Below are 16,186 nucleotides of genomic sequence, written 5' to 3' on the forward strand. Positions count from 1 at the left end.
ATATGAATGTTCCAAAAACCATCTTTAAATCGTACGATATTCGTGGGCTTGCGCAGGGAGAATTAAGCCAAGAATTAGCGCGCCGTGTTGGCGCGGCCGTCGTGCGTCTCACGGGAGCGAAACGTTTGGTTGTTGGACGCGATATGCGCGAGACAAGTCCCGCGTTTGCAGAAGCTGTTGTTGGGGGAGCAATGGCGGAAGGCGCGCATGTGGTGGATATTGGGCTTTGCTCCACGCCGCTTTTCAATTTTGCCGTGACGCATTATCCCGACCATGACGCAGGCGTGATGGTGACGGCTTCGCACAATCCTGTTGCCTACAACGGATTTAAAATAGTGCGCCATGACGGTACGGTGGTCGGAGGAGGGGATGGAATGGAGGCGGTGGCGGAGTTCGTGCTTTCGGATGCGCCTGTGTCGGATCATGCCGCGGGAAGTGTGACGTCGCTCAACGTGGAAGAAGAGTATCTGCAGGAGATTTTTTCACAATCTGCCCCGCTTCCTGATCTTTCTGGATTTGTTGTTGCGGTAGATGCGGGTAATGGGATGGGGAGTCTCGTTCTGCGACCGCTTTTTGAAAAGCTTGGATGCGCATGGCAAGGACTCTACCTTGATCCAGACGGCCGTTTCCCCAACCACGAGGCGAATCCATTGAAGGAAGAAACCCTTCACGATATACGGAGGCTCATGGAGACCGCGCATGCGCACGTCGGTATTGCGCTCGATGGAGATGGTGACCGCGTAGTCTTTTTGGACGAAACAGGGGCGGTGATCCGCGGAGACCACATTATCGCCATGCTGGCGCCTGATATCTTGCGACGGTACCCGGGCGGGAAAATTTACTACGATCTTCGCTCGACACGTCGCGTGGCAGAAGCGGTGACCTCCGCGGGCGGCGTGCCGGTTATGTCCGAAGTGGGACATGCAAATTTCAAGCGCCACTTGGTGCGCGACGGCGGCGTTTTTGGCGGGGAGTTCTCCTGTCACTTCTTCTTTAAAGAATTTGGTTCTGCGGAAGCGTCGGAGTATATGATTGTTCTTCTCTTGTCTCATCTTGCCCGTTCAGGGAAAAAGCTCTCCGAACTTGTGGCGCCCTTTCGCACGCCGCACAGCGGCGAGATCAATTTTGAGGTTGCCGATAGGGAAGCGGCTCTTGCGCGCGTGGTTGAAAGATACGGGGGGGTAGCGAAACAACGACTGGACATCGACGGCGTCTCGTTCTTTTTTGACGGGTGGTGGTTTAACCTTCGTCCTTCCAACACGGAGCCTCTTGTGCGGCTGACGCTCGAGGCGGATTCGGCGGAGCTCATGGAGCAGAAGAAGGCGGAGATTTCCTCGCTTGTGGCGGTATGATAACGAACATCTATACGGACTATCGCCATCCAGAGGTTCGAGGATGGATGGCGGGGAAAGAACCCCGGGCTTTTGCGGTCGCTGGCGAGGAGTTGGTAGATATTTGGTCTCGTCCCATTCGCCAGATAGAACTAGCAAAGAGCGAAACGCGCAATCGTCTGCGCGCGACGCAAATCACGCGCAAGGATCCTTCCTTGCACATTCTTTCGCCTGACATCGAAGGGTGGGTTCTTGTGCGCTTGCATGAAGGAACGGTGGGGTGGGCGCGCAAAGAAGCCTTGCGTGTTGTGGAAACACCTGAACATCCTCACGAGCCTCTGCTGACCGACGCGGCGTTTTTCGAACTCTATCGTCACACACCCTATGTACGCGGCGGCAACACGCCAAAAGGTATAGATTGCTCTGGGTTTGTGCAAAGATATTTTGCGCTTGTACACGGAGTCTGGCTTCCGCGACACTCGACGGATCAATGGAAGGCCGGTCGGCCTCTGCACGATGAACCCTGTTTGCCGGGCGATATTTTGCAATTGCGTCATCGAGAGAGCAGCCGCGACCATGTGGGTATTTGTTGGGAAGGGGGCCAAGTGCTTCACGCCTGTCTTGACCAGCAAGGCGTGTCGCTCGAGTCCAAAAAATCGGTACAAGAACGGTATGACATTCTCGGAACCACACGCATTCGATCTCACGAATAAGACGCAGAATATCCATGTTGTTGGCGCGAGCGGCGTGGAAGGCACGACGGTGCTCTTGTTTTTGCGACGCGAAGGCTTTCAAAACATCGTGGGACACGCTCTGTGTGCGAAAGAGTCGTTTGAAAAAGAAATTCTGCAGAGCCACGGTTTACAAGAGCCCGCTCAAAAAAACGAACTCCTCTCTCGTGTGCGTGCCGCTGCCGTGCCGCTTCACTGCGACACGGAGTATCTTTCTGGCGTTGAAGAGGCCGACATTATTTTTGTGCCGCAGTCGTGGGAACTCTATCCGGAGAATGCACGACTCGCGTCACTGCGCGAGCGTTTGCGTAACGTGATGCAATTATATGTGGCGCTGGCTCCGTGCAAAACCATCGGTGTGACAGGGAGTGATGGGAAGACAACGACCGCTCACCTTATTTGGCACATTCTCTTATCGGCAGGGAAACCCGCGTGGCTTTCGGGCAATTACCGTCACGGTCCGCATATGCTTGCAGAACTCTCCACGCTTGATCCGAACGGTTTTCTCGTTTTGGAAATCAGTAATCGCCACCTGAATTTTGGTCTTCCGAAGACCCCCAACATCGCGGTCATTACCAACGTTACGCAGAATCATTTGACGGAATATAAAGCGTTCGATGAATACATCGAGACAAAAGGGAGAATTCTTGGTTCGGGGACGGTGGCGGTGCTTAACGCCGATAACCCCATCACGGCGTGTTACCAAAACAAGAGACTCGCCAACCGTTTCTTATTTTCAAAGCATCTTGAGGTAAACGGCGCCTGTGTGCGTGGAGAAGAAATATGGATGCAGGATGAGTGCCTTCTTTCTCTCGCTGACATGCCGCTTGCAGGGGAACATAATGTGGAGAATGTGTTGGCCGCGGTTACTGCAGTGAAGCTTCTTGGTTTGTCGTCTGCAGAGATCAAAAAAGGCGTGCGGACATTTGCGGCGGTGAAAGAACGTCTGCAGTCGCTTGGGTTTGTGGACGAGCGGGAACTGATCAACGATTTGAGCGGGACGAGCATGGAGTCCACGCGGCGTGGGGTGAAAGCGTTTTCCGGACGACCATTGGCGGTGGTGCTTGGTGGTTCAACTAAAGGGGTGGATTATGCGCCGCTCGCGCAAACCCTGAAGGAGCAAGGTGTTGTGGTCTGTGGAGTGGAAAGTGAGGTAGCCGATGCACTTCGCACGCTTGGCGTCCCTCTTTCCACTTTTAACACGGCGCGTGAGGCGCTTGAAGACGCGCACAAAAAAACTCCACGCGGGGGAGCGATCCTTGTCTCGCCGGCTGGAGCGTTTTTTGCCTCGCGGTATCTCCCGCAGGGACTCGAGGCCGTTATTTCATCTCTTCAATGGCGCGTAGAGAAACAGGCTCAAGCGAAGTAAGCTCAAGCTCGGCGCCGCAATTCTCGCACACGGAAACGTGCCCCACGGATGGGTCCTCCGGCAACGCGATTTCGGCAGAACAGTCTGGGCAGGAAGGCATAGAAGGAATAGATAAATCTTGTCTGTGCTAGTATAGCGCGTATGTATCTTACCCCTCTAGAGGAGTCAAGAGATCTTGCGGAAGCGCTTGGCGTGGAGCGCATGTTTTTGAAGAGGGAGGATCAGACGCCGACCGGCTCGTTTAAGTATCGAAGCGCTCTCCGGCAGATAGAGGATATGGTGGAGCATGGAGAGCGTGCCGGGGTGGTTTCCTCTTCGGGGAATGCGGCAATCTCGCTTGCGCACGAGGCGAAAGCCCAGGGGGTCACGCTTTTTGCTTTTGTCCCGCCCAATCTTTCTTCTGCAAAGACGGCAGCGCTTTTGGCGTACGACCCTGTGGTGATTCAATCAACACGCGCCATGAGACTCGCGAACTATCTTGCGGCCCACTATCGCATACGCAATCTTCGTCCTTCGATAGACGATCGTGCGGTACTTGGGTTTGTCCCGCTTGGAGAAGAACTTGCCGAGCAGGTGGAGGAATACGGGGGAGTGGATGTAATCGTGAGTTTTTGCACAAGCGGGGCCAGCATGCTTGGCATGTGCCGTGGCTATCGTGCGGAACCGCGCCCAAAGTTTTTTGCCGCGAGGAACCTGTCGGTGGGGTGTTATGGGATTGAAAAGAGCCCTCGTCTTGCGGATGTTGCAGACGTTGCGGAACTTGTAGATGTCTCAGACGATGCCGTAGAGCGAACACAAAAGTTGCTCACGCGTGCGGGCATATGCGTTGCCAGAGAAGCGGCGGCGAGTCTTGCCATCGTTTTAGAGCGCCAGCTTAATGGGCGCATTCTATGGATCGTTTCTGGAAAGGATTGGGGTGTGGGAACCATGAATCCACAAGCCGCAAACCTCTATCGCGCAGAGACCTTTGAGGATGTTGACAGAATCTATGCAGAACATGCCCGCGTTTGAAGAACCTATTTTTGTTGTCCATCCGCATGACCTTTACTTGTGGGGTCTCGAGGAAGTGTTTCCAAACGCATGTTTTCTTGTAGACCAACCGGGGTGCCTTTCAACGATTGATTTATTTGAGTATGCAGATGTTACCCGGCGTATCCCAAAAAACTCTGCCGTTCTTGTTATGAAGCCAGCGCCCAAGCTCTCCAAGATAGCAGGGGATCGTGGGTGGAGACTTTGCGCGCCGTCGGTCGAGTTGAATCGTCGTTTTGAAAACAAGCTCACCATCAATAACGAATTTCTTGCGGTGCATTTGCCGACTCTCCCGTATCTCGTAAGCCCGCTTGAGAAGCTCTCGTATGCAGCGCTTCGTGAGCGGTTTGGCCCCCGTCTTGTTGTACAGAAAGAGCGAGGGCACGCAGGATCAAGCACGCATGGAGTCGGATCTCTGGAAGTCTTTGAGAATTTGAAGAAAGAAATTGCCTCCTTTCCCGCAAAGATAAGCCCGTGGTTGGAAGGAGAAACGTGGACATTGAACGGTGTTGTGACAAGATTTGGCACCCTTGTTTCGCGTCCATTTCTCCAGCTTCAAAATGTTGCGGCTTACGGAACATCGAATCCTTTTACGACGTGCGGGAATGCGCATGTTCCCATTGGGGATGAGTTGGCGCTTGAAATCATGGGGCAGGCGGAGCGGTTTGGCGCACATCTTCACCGGGAAGGATACAGCGGGTGGTTCGGTCTTGATGTGCTGGTGAAAGATGGAACTATCGTGGGGTGGATTGAGTGTAATCCGCGGCTCACGGCTTCGTGCGGAGTATTTTCCGCCATGCAAAAAGAGGCAGGGCAGACGCCCTTTGCGCTTCTTCACGTTCTCGAGACACTCGGAATCCCCTATACACTTGATCTTGTCCAGGAACAGCGACGTCTGGCGGATGGATTTATGGAATCGCATGTCGTGTTGCGCAACGAGAAATCAGAAACCATGAAATGTTCTTCTGTGCCGCCACGCACTCCGTGGAGCGTATTGCGCGGGGGGGAGAAGACGATGGTGGCAAGGGCTCCCGGCACAGAGGTTCCGCCGGGCGAGCCGTTTGCGGTGGTGTACAAACGCGGTCTCTTCTCGCCAGAGGAATTGGCAGGATTGCCTACATGTTAAAACGAAATCCCGCCAAGTAAGGGCGGGATGTGGAGAAAGAACGAGGAATTAGAGCGTTTGAATACCGACCTCGCCATCGAGAAAGCGGTGCATTTCTCCTTGCGTGGCGAGGTGCGCCAAGCGGGAGAGCGCCAGGTCTTCGCCGTTGTGCGGCGAGAGCGTTGCGAGTTCGTGGCGCATCTGCTCTTGCGTCTGCTCGAAGACGGTGTTGACGGCACGGCGGACGTCTTCATCGAGGGCAAGAATGTCCAGGACCTTGCCCGTTTCGGTCTGGCTGACACGCGCGGCCGCGACGAGATCGTCAAGGCTCTGGCGCGGGAAGTGCATACCCTTCGTGATGTAGGGCAGGAGCTCCGTGAAGCGCGACTCCTGCAGAACGAGGATGCGTGCCACAAGGCCGATGCGCGCGATCATCTTGCTCTTCTTTGAACGGGTGTCGGCGATGGTGGTCATGATTCGGCGGATCAAGGTTACACGGTCGCGAAAGGTTCGGGGCACGCCGCGTAAGCGGGTCCAGTACTGGTAGGCCTCGAAGGCTTCCCAGATGTGGCAGTGCCCGTAGTCCACTCGCAGAGGAAAGATGAGCCGAGAGATGCGCTCCTTCTTGTAGCGCAGGGCCATCTCTGCCATGAGCGTCGCGGCCTCCTCCATGTGCGTGTCGGCGAGGATGACGACGAACTCGTCGCCACCGTGCCGCACCCCGAAGTGGCGCAGAAGGAGGACGTTCTCTCCATGCTCGTCGTATCCCGTCGCGAGGCGTTCGGTGTCGAGGAAGCTCTGCAAGGTCGCGCCGAAGCGCTCCAGAACCTGGTCGCCCACCTCATGCCCGTAGGCATTGGCGAGCGCCAAGTAAGAGAGATCTCCCCAGATGAGCGTGGTGTTCATCGAGGCGATTTCCGCTGGCGTCAGGTTCTCGATCGGGAGTCCTCGCATGAGTTTTCCCGCCACGGGCGTGTCCATGAAGCGGCGGATGAGCGCGGCCAAGTGCGGCCAGAGCTCGTCGCGGCGGAACAGCCCAGTGAGACCGTCGCGCCGCCGCCGTTGGATCTCGGCGTCTTTCCGCTCCAGGTCTCTGTTGAGGCGCTCGACCTCTTTTTCTTCTGCGAGGATTCTGTCCTCGAGTTCTCGAATGCGCGCGTGAGCTTCGAGCAGGGTCGTCGGTAGAGTATCCACAGAATCTCCGATGGGTACGAAGAAAAGGCCGTGGGGCCTTTTGAAGGGAACGACCGAGGGACTCGGTCAGCGCTTGGGAATGGACGACGGGGACTTGCTCCCCGTGTCTCGTCGGTCGTCGCGGTTGGGCGGCGGCAGGCGCACGGGGCGGCTCCGCAAGTCCGCCGCGAGTTCTTCCACGACATCGGCGTGGCTTGGGCGAACGAGGAACGGATCGAAGGGTCGTTGGCTTGGCATGGATCCTCCAGGGTGAAACCCGCCATGAAGCTACCTTGTTTTTTGAATCTCGTCAATCCCGTCTGTTCAACACTAGGTGTCGGACAATAAAATAAAAAAACAAGAGAGCACCGAAGTGCTCTCGAGGGAGAAGGATCAAAGAAACAGGAGCGGCCACCGGGAGCGTTACACGCGCTCCGGGGGGGGAGGGTTGGCGAGCGCGCTTGGCGCTTCCCAGTGGCCGTCCTGTTTTTGCCCCGCGCATGGTTGCGGGTGACCGGCGGGGCTCGCCGAGACGCCGTGTTGGGGCCGCGCGGTCCCGGCTGCTGCTCCCATACCACCACACCCATCTTCCTTTGTCAACGCGCGGCAAAACAGGTATCATTTCGTCACTATGTTCGTCACGGTCCTCGTGTTCATTGCCGTTCTTTCCCTCCTCGTTTTTGCGCATGAGTTTGGTCACTTTCTTATGGCGCGGCGGGCAGGGATGAAGGTAGAAGAATTTGGCTTCGGATTTCCCCCACGATTGTTTGGGATGCGTCGTGGTGCCACCCTCTACTCCATTAACGCAATCCCGCTTGGTGGCTTTGTGAAAATAAAAGGGGAGAGCGGGGACTATGCCGAGGAAGGGGACAGCTTTGCCCACAAATCAGTCTTTGTCCGTTTTAGCGTACTCGTCGCAGGTGTGGCGATGAATGTGATTTTAGCATTTGTTCTTCTCTCGGTTGGGTTTGCGACAGGACTTCCCTCGGTGGTAGACGACACGCTTCCCGCAAGCGCGCGCGTGCACGGGGAGGCGACGCGCATTGTAGAAGTTCTTCCGGAGAGTCCCGCAGACCGCGCAGGAATAAAAGTGGCCGATGAGCTTGTCATGATAGACAATCAGCTTTTTTCAACCACCGAAATGGCCTACAGCTATTTAGCTCGCGCAGAGGAGCCCGTGGAGCTTTTGCTCCGCCGTGGGGAAACGCACGTGCGCCTCACGCTGACAAAAGAAGAGATTGCCGGTGTGGAAGGTTCCGTGATCGGCGTGGTGCTTATGCGTTCGGGGATCGTGTCATACCCGGTTCCTTCAGCAGTTGCTCACGGGGCTGTGGCGACGGGGCAACTCACGCGGAGTATTGTCGTGGGGTTTTGGGACCTTCTCCGCTCGCTCGTGAACGCCAAGCCTGTACCCTTTGAAGTCTCTGGGCCTGTGGGGATTGCGGTTATGACAGGCGAGGTTGCGCGTCTTGGCATCCCCTACCTTATTCAATTTACCGCCCTCCTCTCCCTTAATCTGGCAGTGCTGAACATTCTGCCGATCCCCGCTCTCGATGGCGGGCGGATCTTCTTTCTTCTCATCGAGGCTGTACGCGCGCGGCGTGTGAGCGCGCATGTTGAGACCGTTGTGCATAATCTCGGGTTCCTTCTTCTTTTGCTTCTTGTCGTGCTGGTGACGTATCGTGATCTTGTGCGGCTTGGCCGCGAACTTTTTGGTGCCTTTACTTCTGCCTAGCATATGGAAGACCTGTTTATCTCGATGACGGAAGAGGGGAAAAAACTTTTTGCGCAGGCGAATTCCGCCGAAGCGCTTGAGCATGCGCGTGTCGCGGTGCTTGGCCGCAAAGGGATGCTGACGCAGGCGATGGATAAGCTTAACGTGACCTCTCCCGAAGAGCGTAAGGCATTTGGCCAAGCGGCCAATACCGCAAAGACGGAACTCGCGCGTGCTTTTGAAGAGGCCGCGTCGCGTCTAGGCAAAGCAGAGAAAGCGTCGCTCGGAAAAGAAGAGTGGATCGACGTGACGCTTCCCGGCACGGCGCCGAGGGCAGGTCATCTTCATATTGTTTCGCAGACGATTGCCGAAGTGGAGAAAATTTTTGCGCGCATCGGCTTCACGCGCTATCCCGTGCCCGAAGTGGATTGGGATTACTACGCGTTTGAGGCTCTTAACATGCCCCCCGATCACCCGGCGCGTGATAATTGGGAAACATATTTTCTGGACGTGCCGGAAGGGCCAAAGGGGAAGCTGCTTGCTACGCCACATCCCTCGAACAATCAGGTGCGTCTTATGGAAACATTGAAACCGCCATTCCGCGCGCTTTATATTGGGAAGGCTTATCGGCGACAGTCGGACGTTTCTCATGTGCCGATTCATCACCAATTTGAGACGGAGGTGATTGACAAGCAAGCGACGTTTACCGAGTTGAAAGGGGTCATCGAGTTTTTTGTGTACGAATACTTTGGACGCAATCGGAAAATTCGTCTGCGCCCGCATCACTTCCGCTTTACCGAGCCGAGTTTCGAGATTGATATTAACTGTGCGGTCTGTGGCGGGAGTGGTTGTCGCTTGTGTAAGCAAGGATGGCTTGAACTTGCCGGAGCGGGCATGACACATCCGAACGTGCTTCGTGCCGGCGGGCTTGATCCGAAGATCTATCGTGGTTTTGCGTTTGCATTTGGTGTTGAACGCGTCCTTATGATGCGCGATGGAATCCGCTTGCCAGATATGCGTGAGTTGTATAAGAACGATTTGCGATTCTTGAAACAGTTTTAGCGTATGAACATCCTTGCTCCCTATTCTTGGATCAAAGACTATCTGAAGAACCCGGCCGCGCCGGAGGAATTTGCCAAACGCATGTCCGCATCGGGTATGTCGGTCGAGTACCGGCATGAACTCACGGAACGTTTTGCCCACATTGTTGTGGGGCGCATCAAAGACGTGCGTGCGCATCCTACGGCGGATCGACTTCGGCTTGTGGACGTGGATGTGGGAGAGAAGACGGTGCAAGTTGTGTGCGGAGGGACAAACGTTGCTCCGGGTCTCTCCGTGGCCGTTGCTCTTCCGGGGGCTCATGTGCGTTGGCATGGAGAGGGGGAACTCGTAACGATCGAAGAGACAGAAATCCGTGGCGAGAAAAGTCACGGCATGATTTGCGCAGCCGACGAGATCGGGTTTGAAAAACTCTCCCAGCCTGACGGAGCTATTTGGGACATCTCGGTACTGACGTCTGCCGAGCCGGGTACGTTGGCGGCAGAGGCGCTTGACCTTGACGACACGTTGTTTGATATCGAAGTCACGACAAATCGCCCCGATGCAATGAGCATGGTGGGGCTTGCACGAGAGGCGGGAGCCGTGGAGGCTGGACAATTTGTGTGGAAGCCCGATCCCCAGATCCCAGAGGCCGAGGAGATTTCTTTGTCGGTACATGTTCGCGAACCCGCACTCTGCCCGCGGTATCAAGGCATCGTGCTTGACGGCGTGAAGATCGAACCTTCGCCCTGGTGGCTTCAAAAACGGCTCCTGCTTGCCGGGCACCGTCCGATTAACGTGGTGGTGGACGTCACGAACTATGTGCTGCACGCGTACGGCCAGCCCATGCATGCCTTCGACTACGATAAACTTTCTGGCGGAGAAATTGTTGTGCGCCGCGCACAAAAAGGGGAGCATCTTATGGCGCTCAATGGAAATGCTTACGAACTTAAGCCTGACAATCTCGTGATTGCCGATGCAACGCACCCTGTTGCGGTGGCTGGCGTGATGGGTGGACAAGAAACGGGAGTGTCAGAGGCGACAACGCGCGTGGTGCTTGAGTGCGCCACCTTCGAGCCGGTGCAGGTGCGTCGCACAGCTCGCGCCCTCAATCTTTTCTCGGACTCCCAACTGTTGTTTGAGAAAGGTCTTTCCACCGAAGCGCCGCCATTTGCGCTCTCCTGTGCGGTGGAGATGTTACAGGAGTTGGCGGGAGCACGCGTGGCGAGCCGGCTTGTGGACATCCGTGAAGAGGCCTACCACCCGCTCACATTTCCCTACAGCGCGGACGAGGTGAATGATCGTTTGGGTTACGAGATTCCTCCGCATGAGCAGCGCCGGATTCTTGAATCGCTCGGATTTGAATTTGTAAACGAGGAAGGCTCCCCTATGCTCCGCGTGCCGTTTTGGCGCGACCATGATATTGAGGAAAGCGTGGATTTTACCGAGGAAGTGGCGCGCGTCTTTGGCTACGCGAATCTGCCGGCGACCCTGCCGCGTGCGCCGGTGCAGCCCGATGTCTGGAGCCCCGTTCTCTATTGGAATGAGCAGGCAAAAGAAATTATGGGGCAGGCGGGAGCCACGGAGCTTTATCATTATTCGTTTGCCAGCGAAGAGGACCTGCGTGATTTCGGCCATATGCCATCCGACGCGCTTGCATTTGTGAATCCACTCTCGGAAGATCAAAAATATCTGCGCGTCTCTCTCATCCCAAGTGTGCTCCGGACGATCGAGCGCAACCAGGGTGCTACTTCTTCTGAGCGCGTGTTTGAACTTGCTGCCGTGTATATACCGCGAATGGGAGATTTGCCCCGCGAAGAGACACGACTTGTTTACGCCGGCTACGGACGGGAGGCCAACGATTTTCTTTCTGCGAAAGGAGTACTCGAGCGCTTGCTTGGAGCCATGGGGATCGTCGGGTGGACGTTTGAACGCTTGACGGATGACCCACACTGGCATCCTGGCCGGAGTGCCTGCATAAAGAAGGGAGGGGTGACACTTGGCGTGCTAGGTGAAATGGCGCCGGATGTGCAAAAGCGTTTTGGTATACACGAGCGCGTAACGCTGTTCGAGCTTGATATGCCGCAACTTGTGCCGCTGGCAAATAAAACAAAGATGTTCAGCGCTTTGCCGCAGTTTCCAAGCGTGAAACGTGACGTGGCGTTTGTGATTGAGCGCACCGTAGAGCACCGCGCCATACAGGAAGCGTTGGCCGGAGCGCACCCGCTTCTGCGCGAAAGCGAGATGTTTGATGCCTATGAAGGGGAGGGGATCGAGAAAGGGAAAAAGTCTATGGCATGGCACGTGGAATTCCGCGCCGATGATCGGACGCTCACGTCCGAAGAGGTGGAGCGTGCATTATCCACTGTGACACAGATGCTCGAAAAACAATTTCGTGTTACCATGCGCACATAAGGAGGACTATGTTGCTTGACGCTAAAGACATTCTGTTTATCGTACTCGCTTTTTGCGCGCTGTGGTTTACGGCGTTTGCATGTTGGCTTATTTATCAGTTGGCGGTGTTTCTGAAAAATGTAAATGACACGGTTTCTGATGTGCGCGGGTCGGTGGCGAAACTTGAGCAGGCAGTCAGCGGTATCCGCAACAGGTTTGATCACGCGACGTCTGGCATGATGCTGGCGCTTGAGGCGGGGAAGAAAATTGTGGATATGCTTGCCACCCGGCGAGAGGAGAAGAAGGTGAAGAAAAAGAAATAGAGATAGAAAAACGGGGCTCGTGCCCCGTTTTGATATTGGTTGACATTCGCTCGTTATGGTGATCAAATGCCTGCACCCCGTTTCGTCAACATCCACCGGTAGGAGGTTCCGTGGACACAGACTCTACGAGCAACATCTCGCGCATTCTCAAAGAGACAGGGGCAGTTCTCACGGACGGGCCTTCGTCTACACGAGCGGACGTCACGGGAATGCCTACGTCAACAAGGACGCCATCTACCCACACACGGAGAAGGTCACCGCTCTGTGCTGGTACCTGGCTCAGGCATTCGACACGGACCAGGTGGACGTCGTCGTGGGTCCGGCCATGGGCGGGATCATTCTCTCCCAGTGGACGGCGCATCATCTGCGGTCCCGGACTTCGATTGGGGTCCTGGCGGCCTATGCCGACAAGGCGCCGACGGGCTTTGTTCTCAATCGCGGCTACGGCGCGTTGGTCCAGGGCAAGCGGGTGCTCGTGGTGGAGGACGTTCTCACCACGGGAGAGTCGGTACGCGGGGCGGTCTTCGCCGTGCGTGCGGTGGGTGGCGATGTGGTGGGCGTGGGCGCGCTCTGCAACCGCGGTGGGGTGATGGCCAGACACGTGGGCGAAGTGCCCAAGCTCGTATCGCTTCTCAACATCACGCTTGACTCCTGGGGCGAGCTGGCGTGCCCACTGTGCGCAAAGGGGGTTCCTGTCAACACGGATGTCGGCAAGGGCCACGACTTCCTCGCTCGCAAGGCTACCCACTCGTGAGCAGAGCGATCTGAACAAAGTTCTTTCTTTACAGCCACGTCCTAGAGACGTGGTTTCGAGTTTTTGAGAGAGGACTAAAAGCTGGTTTCGAACCTCACCTAAGTGTCGATCGGCACTTATATGAGGTTCGGATCTTGAGCCAAGCATTTCGGTGCCTGGCACCAATTTGCTCAATGTTTTGGTGCCTGGCACCTTTTTACGTTTTTGATTGACACCCGCCTTTTATGGTGCTCAAATACGTTCAACCCGCTTCGTCAACGGGTTCCTGTCGCTGACAGGTCAAAAGCCGCCGCTCAATTCTGGGCGGCCGCCGGCGTCACTGACGCAGGAAGGACAATAAGGGACGACCCCCGCTCTGCGGGGCCCTCTCGCCGTGCCGAGTTAGTCACTTGGCACACCCCGTCTCTGACGGCTCGCGAGGTTCCAAACGACTAGAGGTGACGACATGCCTGTTAAGAAAAAGGACCTTCGGGTCGACTCCTACATGGAGTTCGTCGAGTTCGTTCCCGCCCCCCTTCGTCCATTGTACTGCGTCCTTCTGGCGCTCTCGCAGAGCATGGGCCAGGTGTACGAGTACCACAAGCTCCTGTCGGCCCACTGGCAGCTCGTGAAGGCTGACGTGATCCGTCTGAAGAAGGTCTGGAAGGACCTGAACGGTGGTGACCTCGGCCGTACCTTCTACAAGCTCCAGCTTCTCGAAGCCTCGCGAGCACTCCTTCTCCTGCAGTGGTCCGTAGACCCTCAGACAAATGTCTCTGGCTACTACATCGATCGTCTTGTCGAGGCGTTCGGAGGGAATCGATCAGAGGGGCGTTCTCCGTCTTCATCTTGCGTTCTGCTTGTAGAGGAGGCTGAGGGAGTGACGGGGGTGACGGAGGAGACCCTCTCCAGGTTTCAGAGCCCTGCCATGTTTACCGTTGAGATGATCGAATGTCTGATGAACGCGAGTGTCGAGCTCCATCAATATCCGAATCGTGGATGGATGGTCGAAGTGTGCGCAGCAGATGCCTCGTTCCAGAGGCTCGATGCACATGTTGTCGACCGCTTCATCGATAAGGTTCCTAAGGAGTTTGTTCTGATTCAACGGCACAGCGGTACGCGGGGACGGTCTGCCGCAACGACTTCCTGCACGATGTGCATCACGGTACCCTGCAACCTGCCGCTCGAGGCGAGCTCATCGGTCACGATGGGCGAATGGATCGCACCCGATGCGTTTCTCTCTGACCTCAAGGTAGCTCTGAATGCGGCGGGAGTCCCGGTCTCTGACATCAGGCGTCCCATCAAGGCTGCCTGATCCACCAACCTCGCTCGCCTCTTGGGTGCCAACGCGCCTTCGGGCCGAGCCAACAATCTCAACCCAGTCGTCTGACTGGGTTTCGACTTTTACAACCACAACCACCCCCGTGGAGACGAAGGTGGAGTGGTGTTCCCGGATCTTGCCTCTGTGGCTGGTGGAACTGACCGGATTCGAACCGGCAACTCTAGGTGTCGACGCTAGTGAGGTTACCATTACCTCTACAGTCCCACGGATCCGGGGTGAAACAAATACAACTCACCAGGGGAGAGTTGTATTTGAGACACCTAGATAGAGGAAATACCTCACTAGCTTAGGTGCATTCCACCACAGAATTGTCTCTTTGTCAATGGCATTTTGTGGATTATTCCTCTTTGCCACGGTGCCACTTTGCAACTCTTTCGAGGTTTCTCTCTAAGTTGTCTCTTAGAGATCACTAAGAGAGAATTTATGTCGACACTCCGGTTATTGACACCTCTCTCCGATAGTGCTCAAATAGCCGCATCCTGCCTTGTCAGCGGGACTCATACGAGGACGTATGATGCTATCCGGCCTCTCTCAATCATGGGAGAAAACGTTGCGGGGACGCAGCGGGTCGGCGAAACAACATCCCAGGCAAATCCGTCGGGAGACGGATGGGACATTTCCAAGCCGGATGTGGTCAGTCGGTTTGGTTCTGCGGGGACGCAGAGCGCCTTTGGCGGAATGGTTTCACGACCTTGGACAAACCATGTCGACGTTCAGTGAGATTCTTGAGCACTTCAGGAAGCTTGGCTACAGGGATCCGAAGAAGCTCGCGCGGATCTGGCAGATGGCTGTGAGCGTGCGTGACGTTCGACGTCTGCACGACATCATGCCCGAGGGGGATCAGCTGCTCCGGCACGATCGGCGGCTTCTTGAGAAGGGTTGGGAGGACTACACGAAGACGCGTCCCAAGCCGTGGCGTCGTTTCGATGATGACGTAGCGAAGGCAGAGCTCTCCGAATACGCATCCCTCTGTGCCCACCATCCCTACTACGCTCGTACCATCGTCCACGCGCACATGCAGGAGAGGAAGGGGGCACCGCACCCGCGTCGATCGGAGTACTGGTCCGTAGGCGCACCTCGTCCGCATCTCTCCATCGTTCAGCGGAGCCTCGAGCCCCACATCCTCTGCGATGCATTCACGGGATACCTTGCCGGCGTCCTGTGCCAGATCGCATGCCTCTACAATAGGCAGACCAGCCCCGCCGAGTTCCTCGTGGAGGTCACGATCGACGCATCGTGCCTTACGCACACTGCGTCAACGCTTCTCCTGCCGGTGCTGACCTGCGAGGACCACTGCTTAGATGCGGTCAACAATCGGTTGGAGTTCCGCTACATCATCTCCGCCGACAGCCTGGTCTCACACCTCAAGAAGGTGGAACGGCCTAGTGGTCGTGTTCACGTCGTGGCGGAGCCCGGGTTCGCTGCCGCGCTTGAAGGTGTTCTGCGGGAGAACGGCCTTCAGACCATCGAGCAGATCAAGCTCGTCCTGCCTGATCTCGTCCTGGCATCGGGGCATGAAATCGACGACAGGAGGAGTAGAGGAGCGTATTTCACGGTCGACTCCCGTGACCCGCACTGCGTCGTCACCATGAATGTTTCCTGACCTCACCATCTTGCTCGGCTCGGGGGTGCCAACGCGCCTCCGGGCCGAGCCCATCAACCCAGTCATCTGACTGGGTTTCGAATTCCTGACTTCTCTTTGGGCCGCCTCTTCGTGGCGACATAGGAGTCGATGAGTAATATCAACCTCAGTCGTGATCTTCATGTAAGGACCGATCGGCCCTTGCGTGAAGACCGGTGCCTATAAGACTTTCTGCAAGGCCGTGTTTCTACGACGGAATTGAATTTCTCTCTAAGTTGTCTCTTAGAGATCACTAAGAGAGAATTGGTATCCAATACGCTTA

13 protein-coding genes, 1 tRNA gene and 1 pseudogene are annotated in these 16,186 nt (G+C 56.0%); 12 read left to right on the forward strand and 3 right to left on the reverse strand.

The window, feature by feature from the left end; all coding sequences use genetic code 11:
- Positions 1–2 precede the first annotated feature (2 nt).
- The 5 genes from HYW18_01230 to HYW18_01250 all read left to right on the forward strand — a co-directional run bounded on the left by HYW18_01230 (position 3) and on the right by HYW18_01250 (position 5,586).
- Positions 3–1,352 (forward strand): phosphomannomutase/phosphoglucomutase, encoded by a 1,350-nt coding sequence (locus HYW18_01230; protein MBI2484755.1) that lies wholly within the window; start codon positions 3–5, stop codon positions 1,350–1,352.
- Complete coding sequence (locus HYW18_01235) at positions 1,349–2,044, forward strand: C40 family peptidase (protein MBI2484756.1); 696 nt, start codon at positions 1,349–1,351, stop codon at positions 2,042–2,044. The genes HYW18_01230 and HYW18_01235 overlap by 4 nt, the downstream gene beginning before the upstream one ends.
- Entirely contained in the window at positions 2,004–3,431 is a 1,428-nt protein-coding gene (locus HYW18_01240) for a hypothetical protein (GenBank protein MBI2484757.1), read from the forward strand. Before HYW18_01235 ends, HYW18_01240 begins: the two co-directional genes overlap by 41 nt.
- Before the next feature lie 141 nt (positions 3,432–3,572).
- A complete protein-coding gene (locus HYW18_01245; protein MBI2484758.1) occupies positions 3,573–4,442 on the forward strand; it encodes a PLP-dependent lyase/thiolase in 870 nt (289 codons plus the stop codon).
- A complete protein-coding gene (locus tag HYW18_01250) occupies positions 4,429–5,586 on the forward strand; it encodes an ATP-grasp domain-containing protein (protein ID MBI2484759.1) in 1,158 nt (385 codons plus the stop codon). Before HYW18_01245 ends, HYW18_01250 begins: the two co-directional genes overlap by 14 nt.
- Before the next feature lie 48 nt (positions 5,587–5,634).
- Here HYW18_01250 and HYW18_01255 read toward each other — a convergent pair whose 3' ends face one another.
- Positions 5,635–6,759, reverse strand: a complete 1,125-nt coding sequence (locus HYW18_01255; GenBank protein MBI2484760.1) for a diguanylate cyclase — start codon at positions 6,757–6,759, stop codon at positions 5,635–5,637.
- Between the two features lie 66 nt (positions 6,760–6,825).
- Positions 6,826–6,996 (reverse strand): hypothetical protein, encoded by a 171-nt coding sequence (locus HYW18_01260; GenBank protein ID MBI2484761.1) that lies wholly within the window; start codon positions 6,994–6,996, stop codon positions 6,826–6,828.
- A 373-nt stretch (positions 6,997–7,369) separates the two neighbouring features.
- Between HYW18_01260 and rseP the strand changes: the two genes are divergently transcribed.
- The 6 genes and pseudogenes from rseP (at position 7,370) to HYW18_01290 (ending at position 14,255) form a co-directional block, all read left to right on the forward strand.
- On the forward strand, positions 7,370–8,473 hold the full coding sequence (gene rseP, locus HYW18_01265; GenBank protein ID MBI2484762.1) for an RIP metalloprotease RseP: 1,104 nt from the start codon (positions 7,370–7,372) through the stop codon (positions 8,471–8,473).
- Between the two features lie 3 nt (positions 8,474–8,476).
- Positions 8,477–9,514 carry a phenylalanine--tRNA ligase subunit alpha gene (gene pheS / locus HYW18_01270; GenBank protein ID MBI2484763.1) on the forward strand — a complete coding sequence of 346 codons (1,038 nt, stop codon included), beginning with the start codon at positions 8,477–8,479 and terminating at the stop codon, positions 9,512–9,514.
- A 3-nt stretch (positions 9,515–9,517) separates the two neighbouring features.
- Positions 9,518–11,905 (forward strand): phenylalanine--tRNA ligase subunit beta, encoded by a 2,388-nt coding sequence (locus tag HYW18_01275; GenBank protein MBI2484764.1) that lies wholly within the window; start codon positions 9,518–9,520, stop codon positions 11,903–11,905.
- Between the two features lie 8 nt (positions 11,906–11,913).
- Positions 11,914–12,207: a hypothetical protein gene (locus HYW18_01280; GenBank protein ID MBI2484765.1), complete on the forward strand. Its 294-nt coding sequence runs from the start codon at positions 11,914–11,916 to the stop codon at positions 12,205–12,207.
- 110 nt (positions 12,208–12,317) lie between these two features.
- A pseudogene (locus HYW18_01285) lies at positions 12,318–12,961 on the forward strand (phosphoribosyltransferase).
- A gap of 445 nt (positions 12,962–13,406) precedes the next feature.
- Positions 13,407–14,255 (forward strand): hypothetical protein, encoded by an 849-nt coding sequence (locus HYW18_01290; protein MBI2484766.1) that lies wholly within the window; start codon positions 13,407–13,409, stop codon positions 14,253–14,255.
- A gap of 155 nt (positions 14,256–14,410) precedes the next feature.
- Here HYW18_01290 and HYW18_01295 read toward each other — a convergent pair.
- Positions 14,411–14,486, reverse strand: a tRNA-Ser gene (locus tag HYW18_01295).
- 499 nt (positions 14,487–14,985) lie between these two features.
- Here HYW18_01295 and HYW18_01300 point away from each other — a divergent pair.
- Entirely contained in the window at positions 14,986–15,885 is a 900-nt protein-coding gene (locus tag HYW18_01300) for a hypothetical protein (GenBank protein MBI2484767.1), read from the forward strand.
- The last annotated feature ends 301 nt before the right edge of the window (positions 15,886–16,186 follow it).

The organism is Candidatus Uhrbacteria bacterium, assembly GCA_016187485.1.
Classification (GTDB): domain Bacteria; phylum Patescibacteriota; class Patescibacteriia; order UBA9934; family UBA10169; genus JACPJO01.

What these genes read in the sequence shown, in the direction of transcription:
- HYW18_01230 (MBI2484755.1), top strand. Translation starts at nt 3, where the DNA reads ATGAATGTTCCAAAAACCATCTTTAAATCGTACGATATTCGTGGGCTT.
- HYW18_01235 (MBI2484756.1), top strand. Translation starts at nt 1,349, where the DNA reads ATGATAACGAACATCTATACGGACTATCGCCATCCAGAGGTTCGAGGA.
- HYW18_01240 (MBI2484757.1), top strand. Translation starts at nt 2,004, where the DNA reads ATGACATTCTCGGAACCACACGCATTCGATCTCACGAATAAGACGCAG.
- HYW18_01245 (MBI2484758.1), top strand. Translation starts at nt 3,573, where the DNA reads ATGTATCTTACCCCTCTAGAGGAGTCAAGAGATCTTGCGGAAGCGCTT.
- HYW18_01250 (MBI2484759.1), top strand. Translation starts at nt 4,429, where the DNA reads ATGCCCGCGTTTGAAGAACCTATTTTTGTTGTCCATCCGCATGACCTT.
- HYW18_01260 (MBI2484761.1), bottom strand. Translation starts at nt 6,996, where the DNA reads ATGCCAAGCCAACGACCCTTCGATCCGTTCCTCGTTCGCCCAAGCCAC.
- rseP (MBI2484762.1), top strand. Translation starts at nt 7,370, where the DNA reads ATGTTCGTCACGGTCCTCGTGTTCATTGCCGTTCTTTCCCTCCTCGTT.
- pheS (MBI2484763.1), top strand. Translation starts at nt 8,477, where the DNA reads ATGGAAGACCTGTTTATCTCGATGACGGAAGAGGGGAAAAAACTTTTT.
- HYW18_01275 (MBI2484764.1), top strand. Translation starts at nt 9,518, where the DNA reads ATGAACATCCTTGCTCCCTATTCTTGGATCAAAGACTATCTGAAGAAC.
- HYW18_01280 (MBI2484765.1), top strand. Translation starts at nt 11,914, where the DNA reads ATGTTGCTTGACGCTAAAGACATTCTGTTTATCGTACTCGCTTTTTGC.
- HYW18_01290 (MBI2484766.1), top strand. Translation starts at nt 13,407, where the DNA reads ATGCCTGTTAAGAAAAAGGACCTTCGGGTCGACTCCTACATGGAGTTC.
- HYW18_01300 (MBI2484767.1), top strand. Translation starts at nt 14,986, where the DNA reads ATGTCGACGTTCAGTGAGATTCTTGAGCACTTCAGGAAGCTTGGCTAC.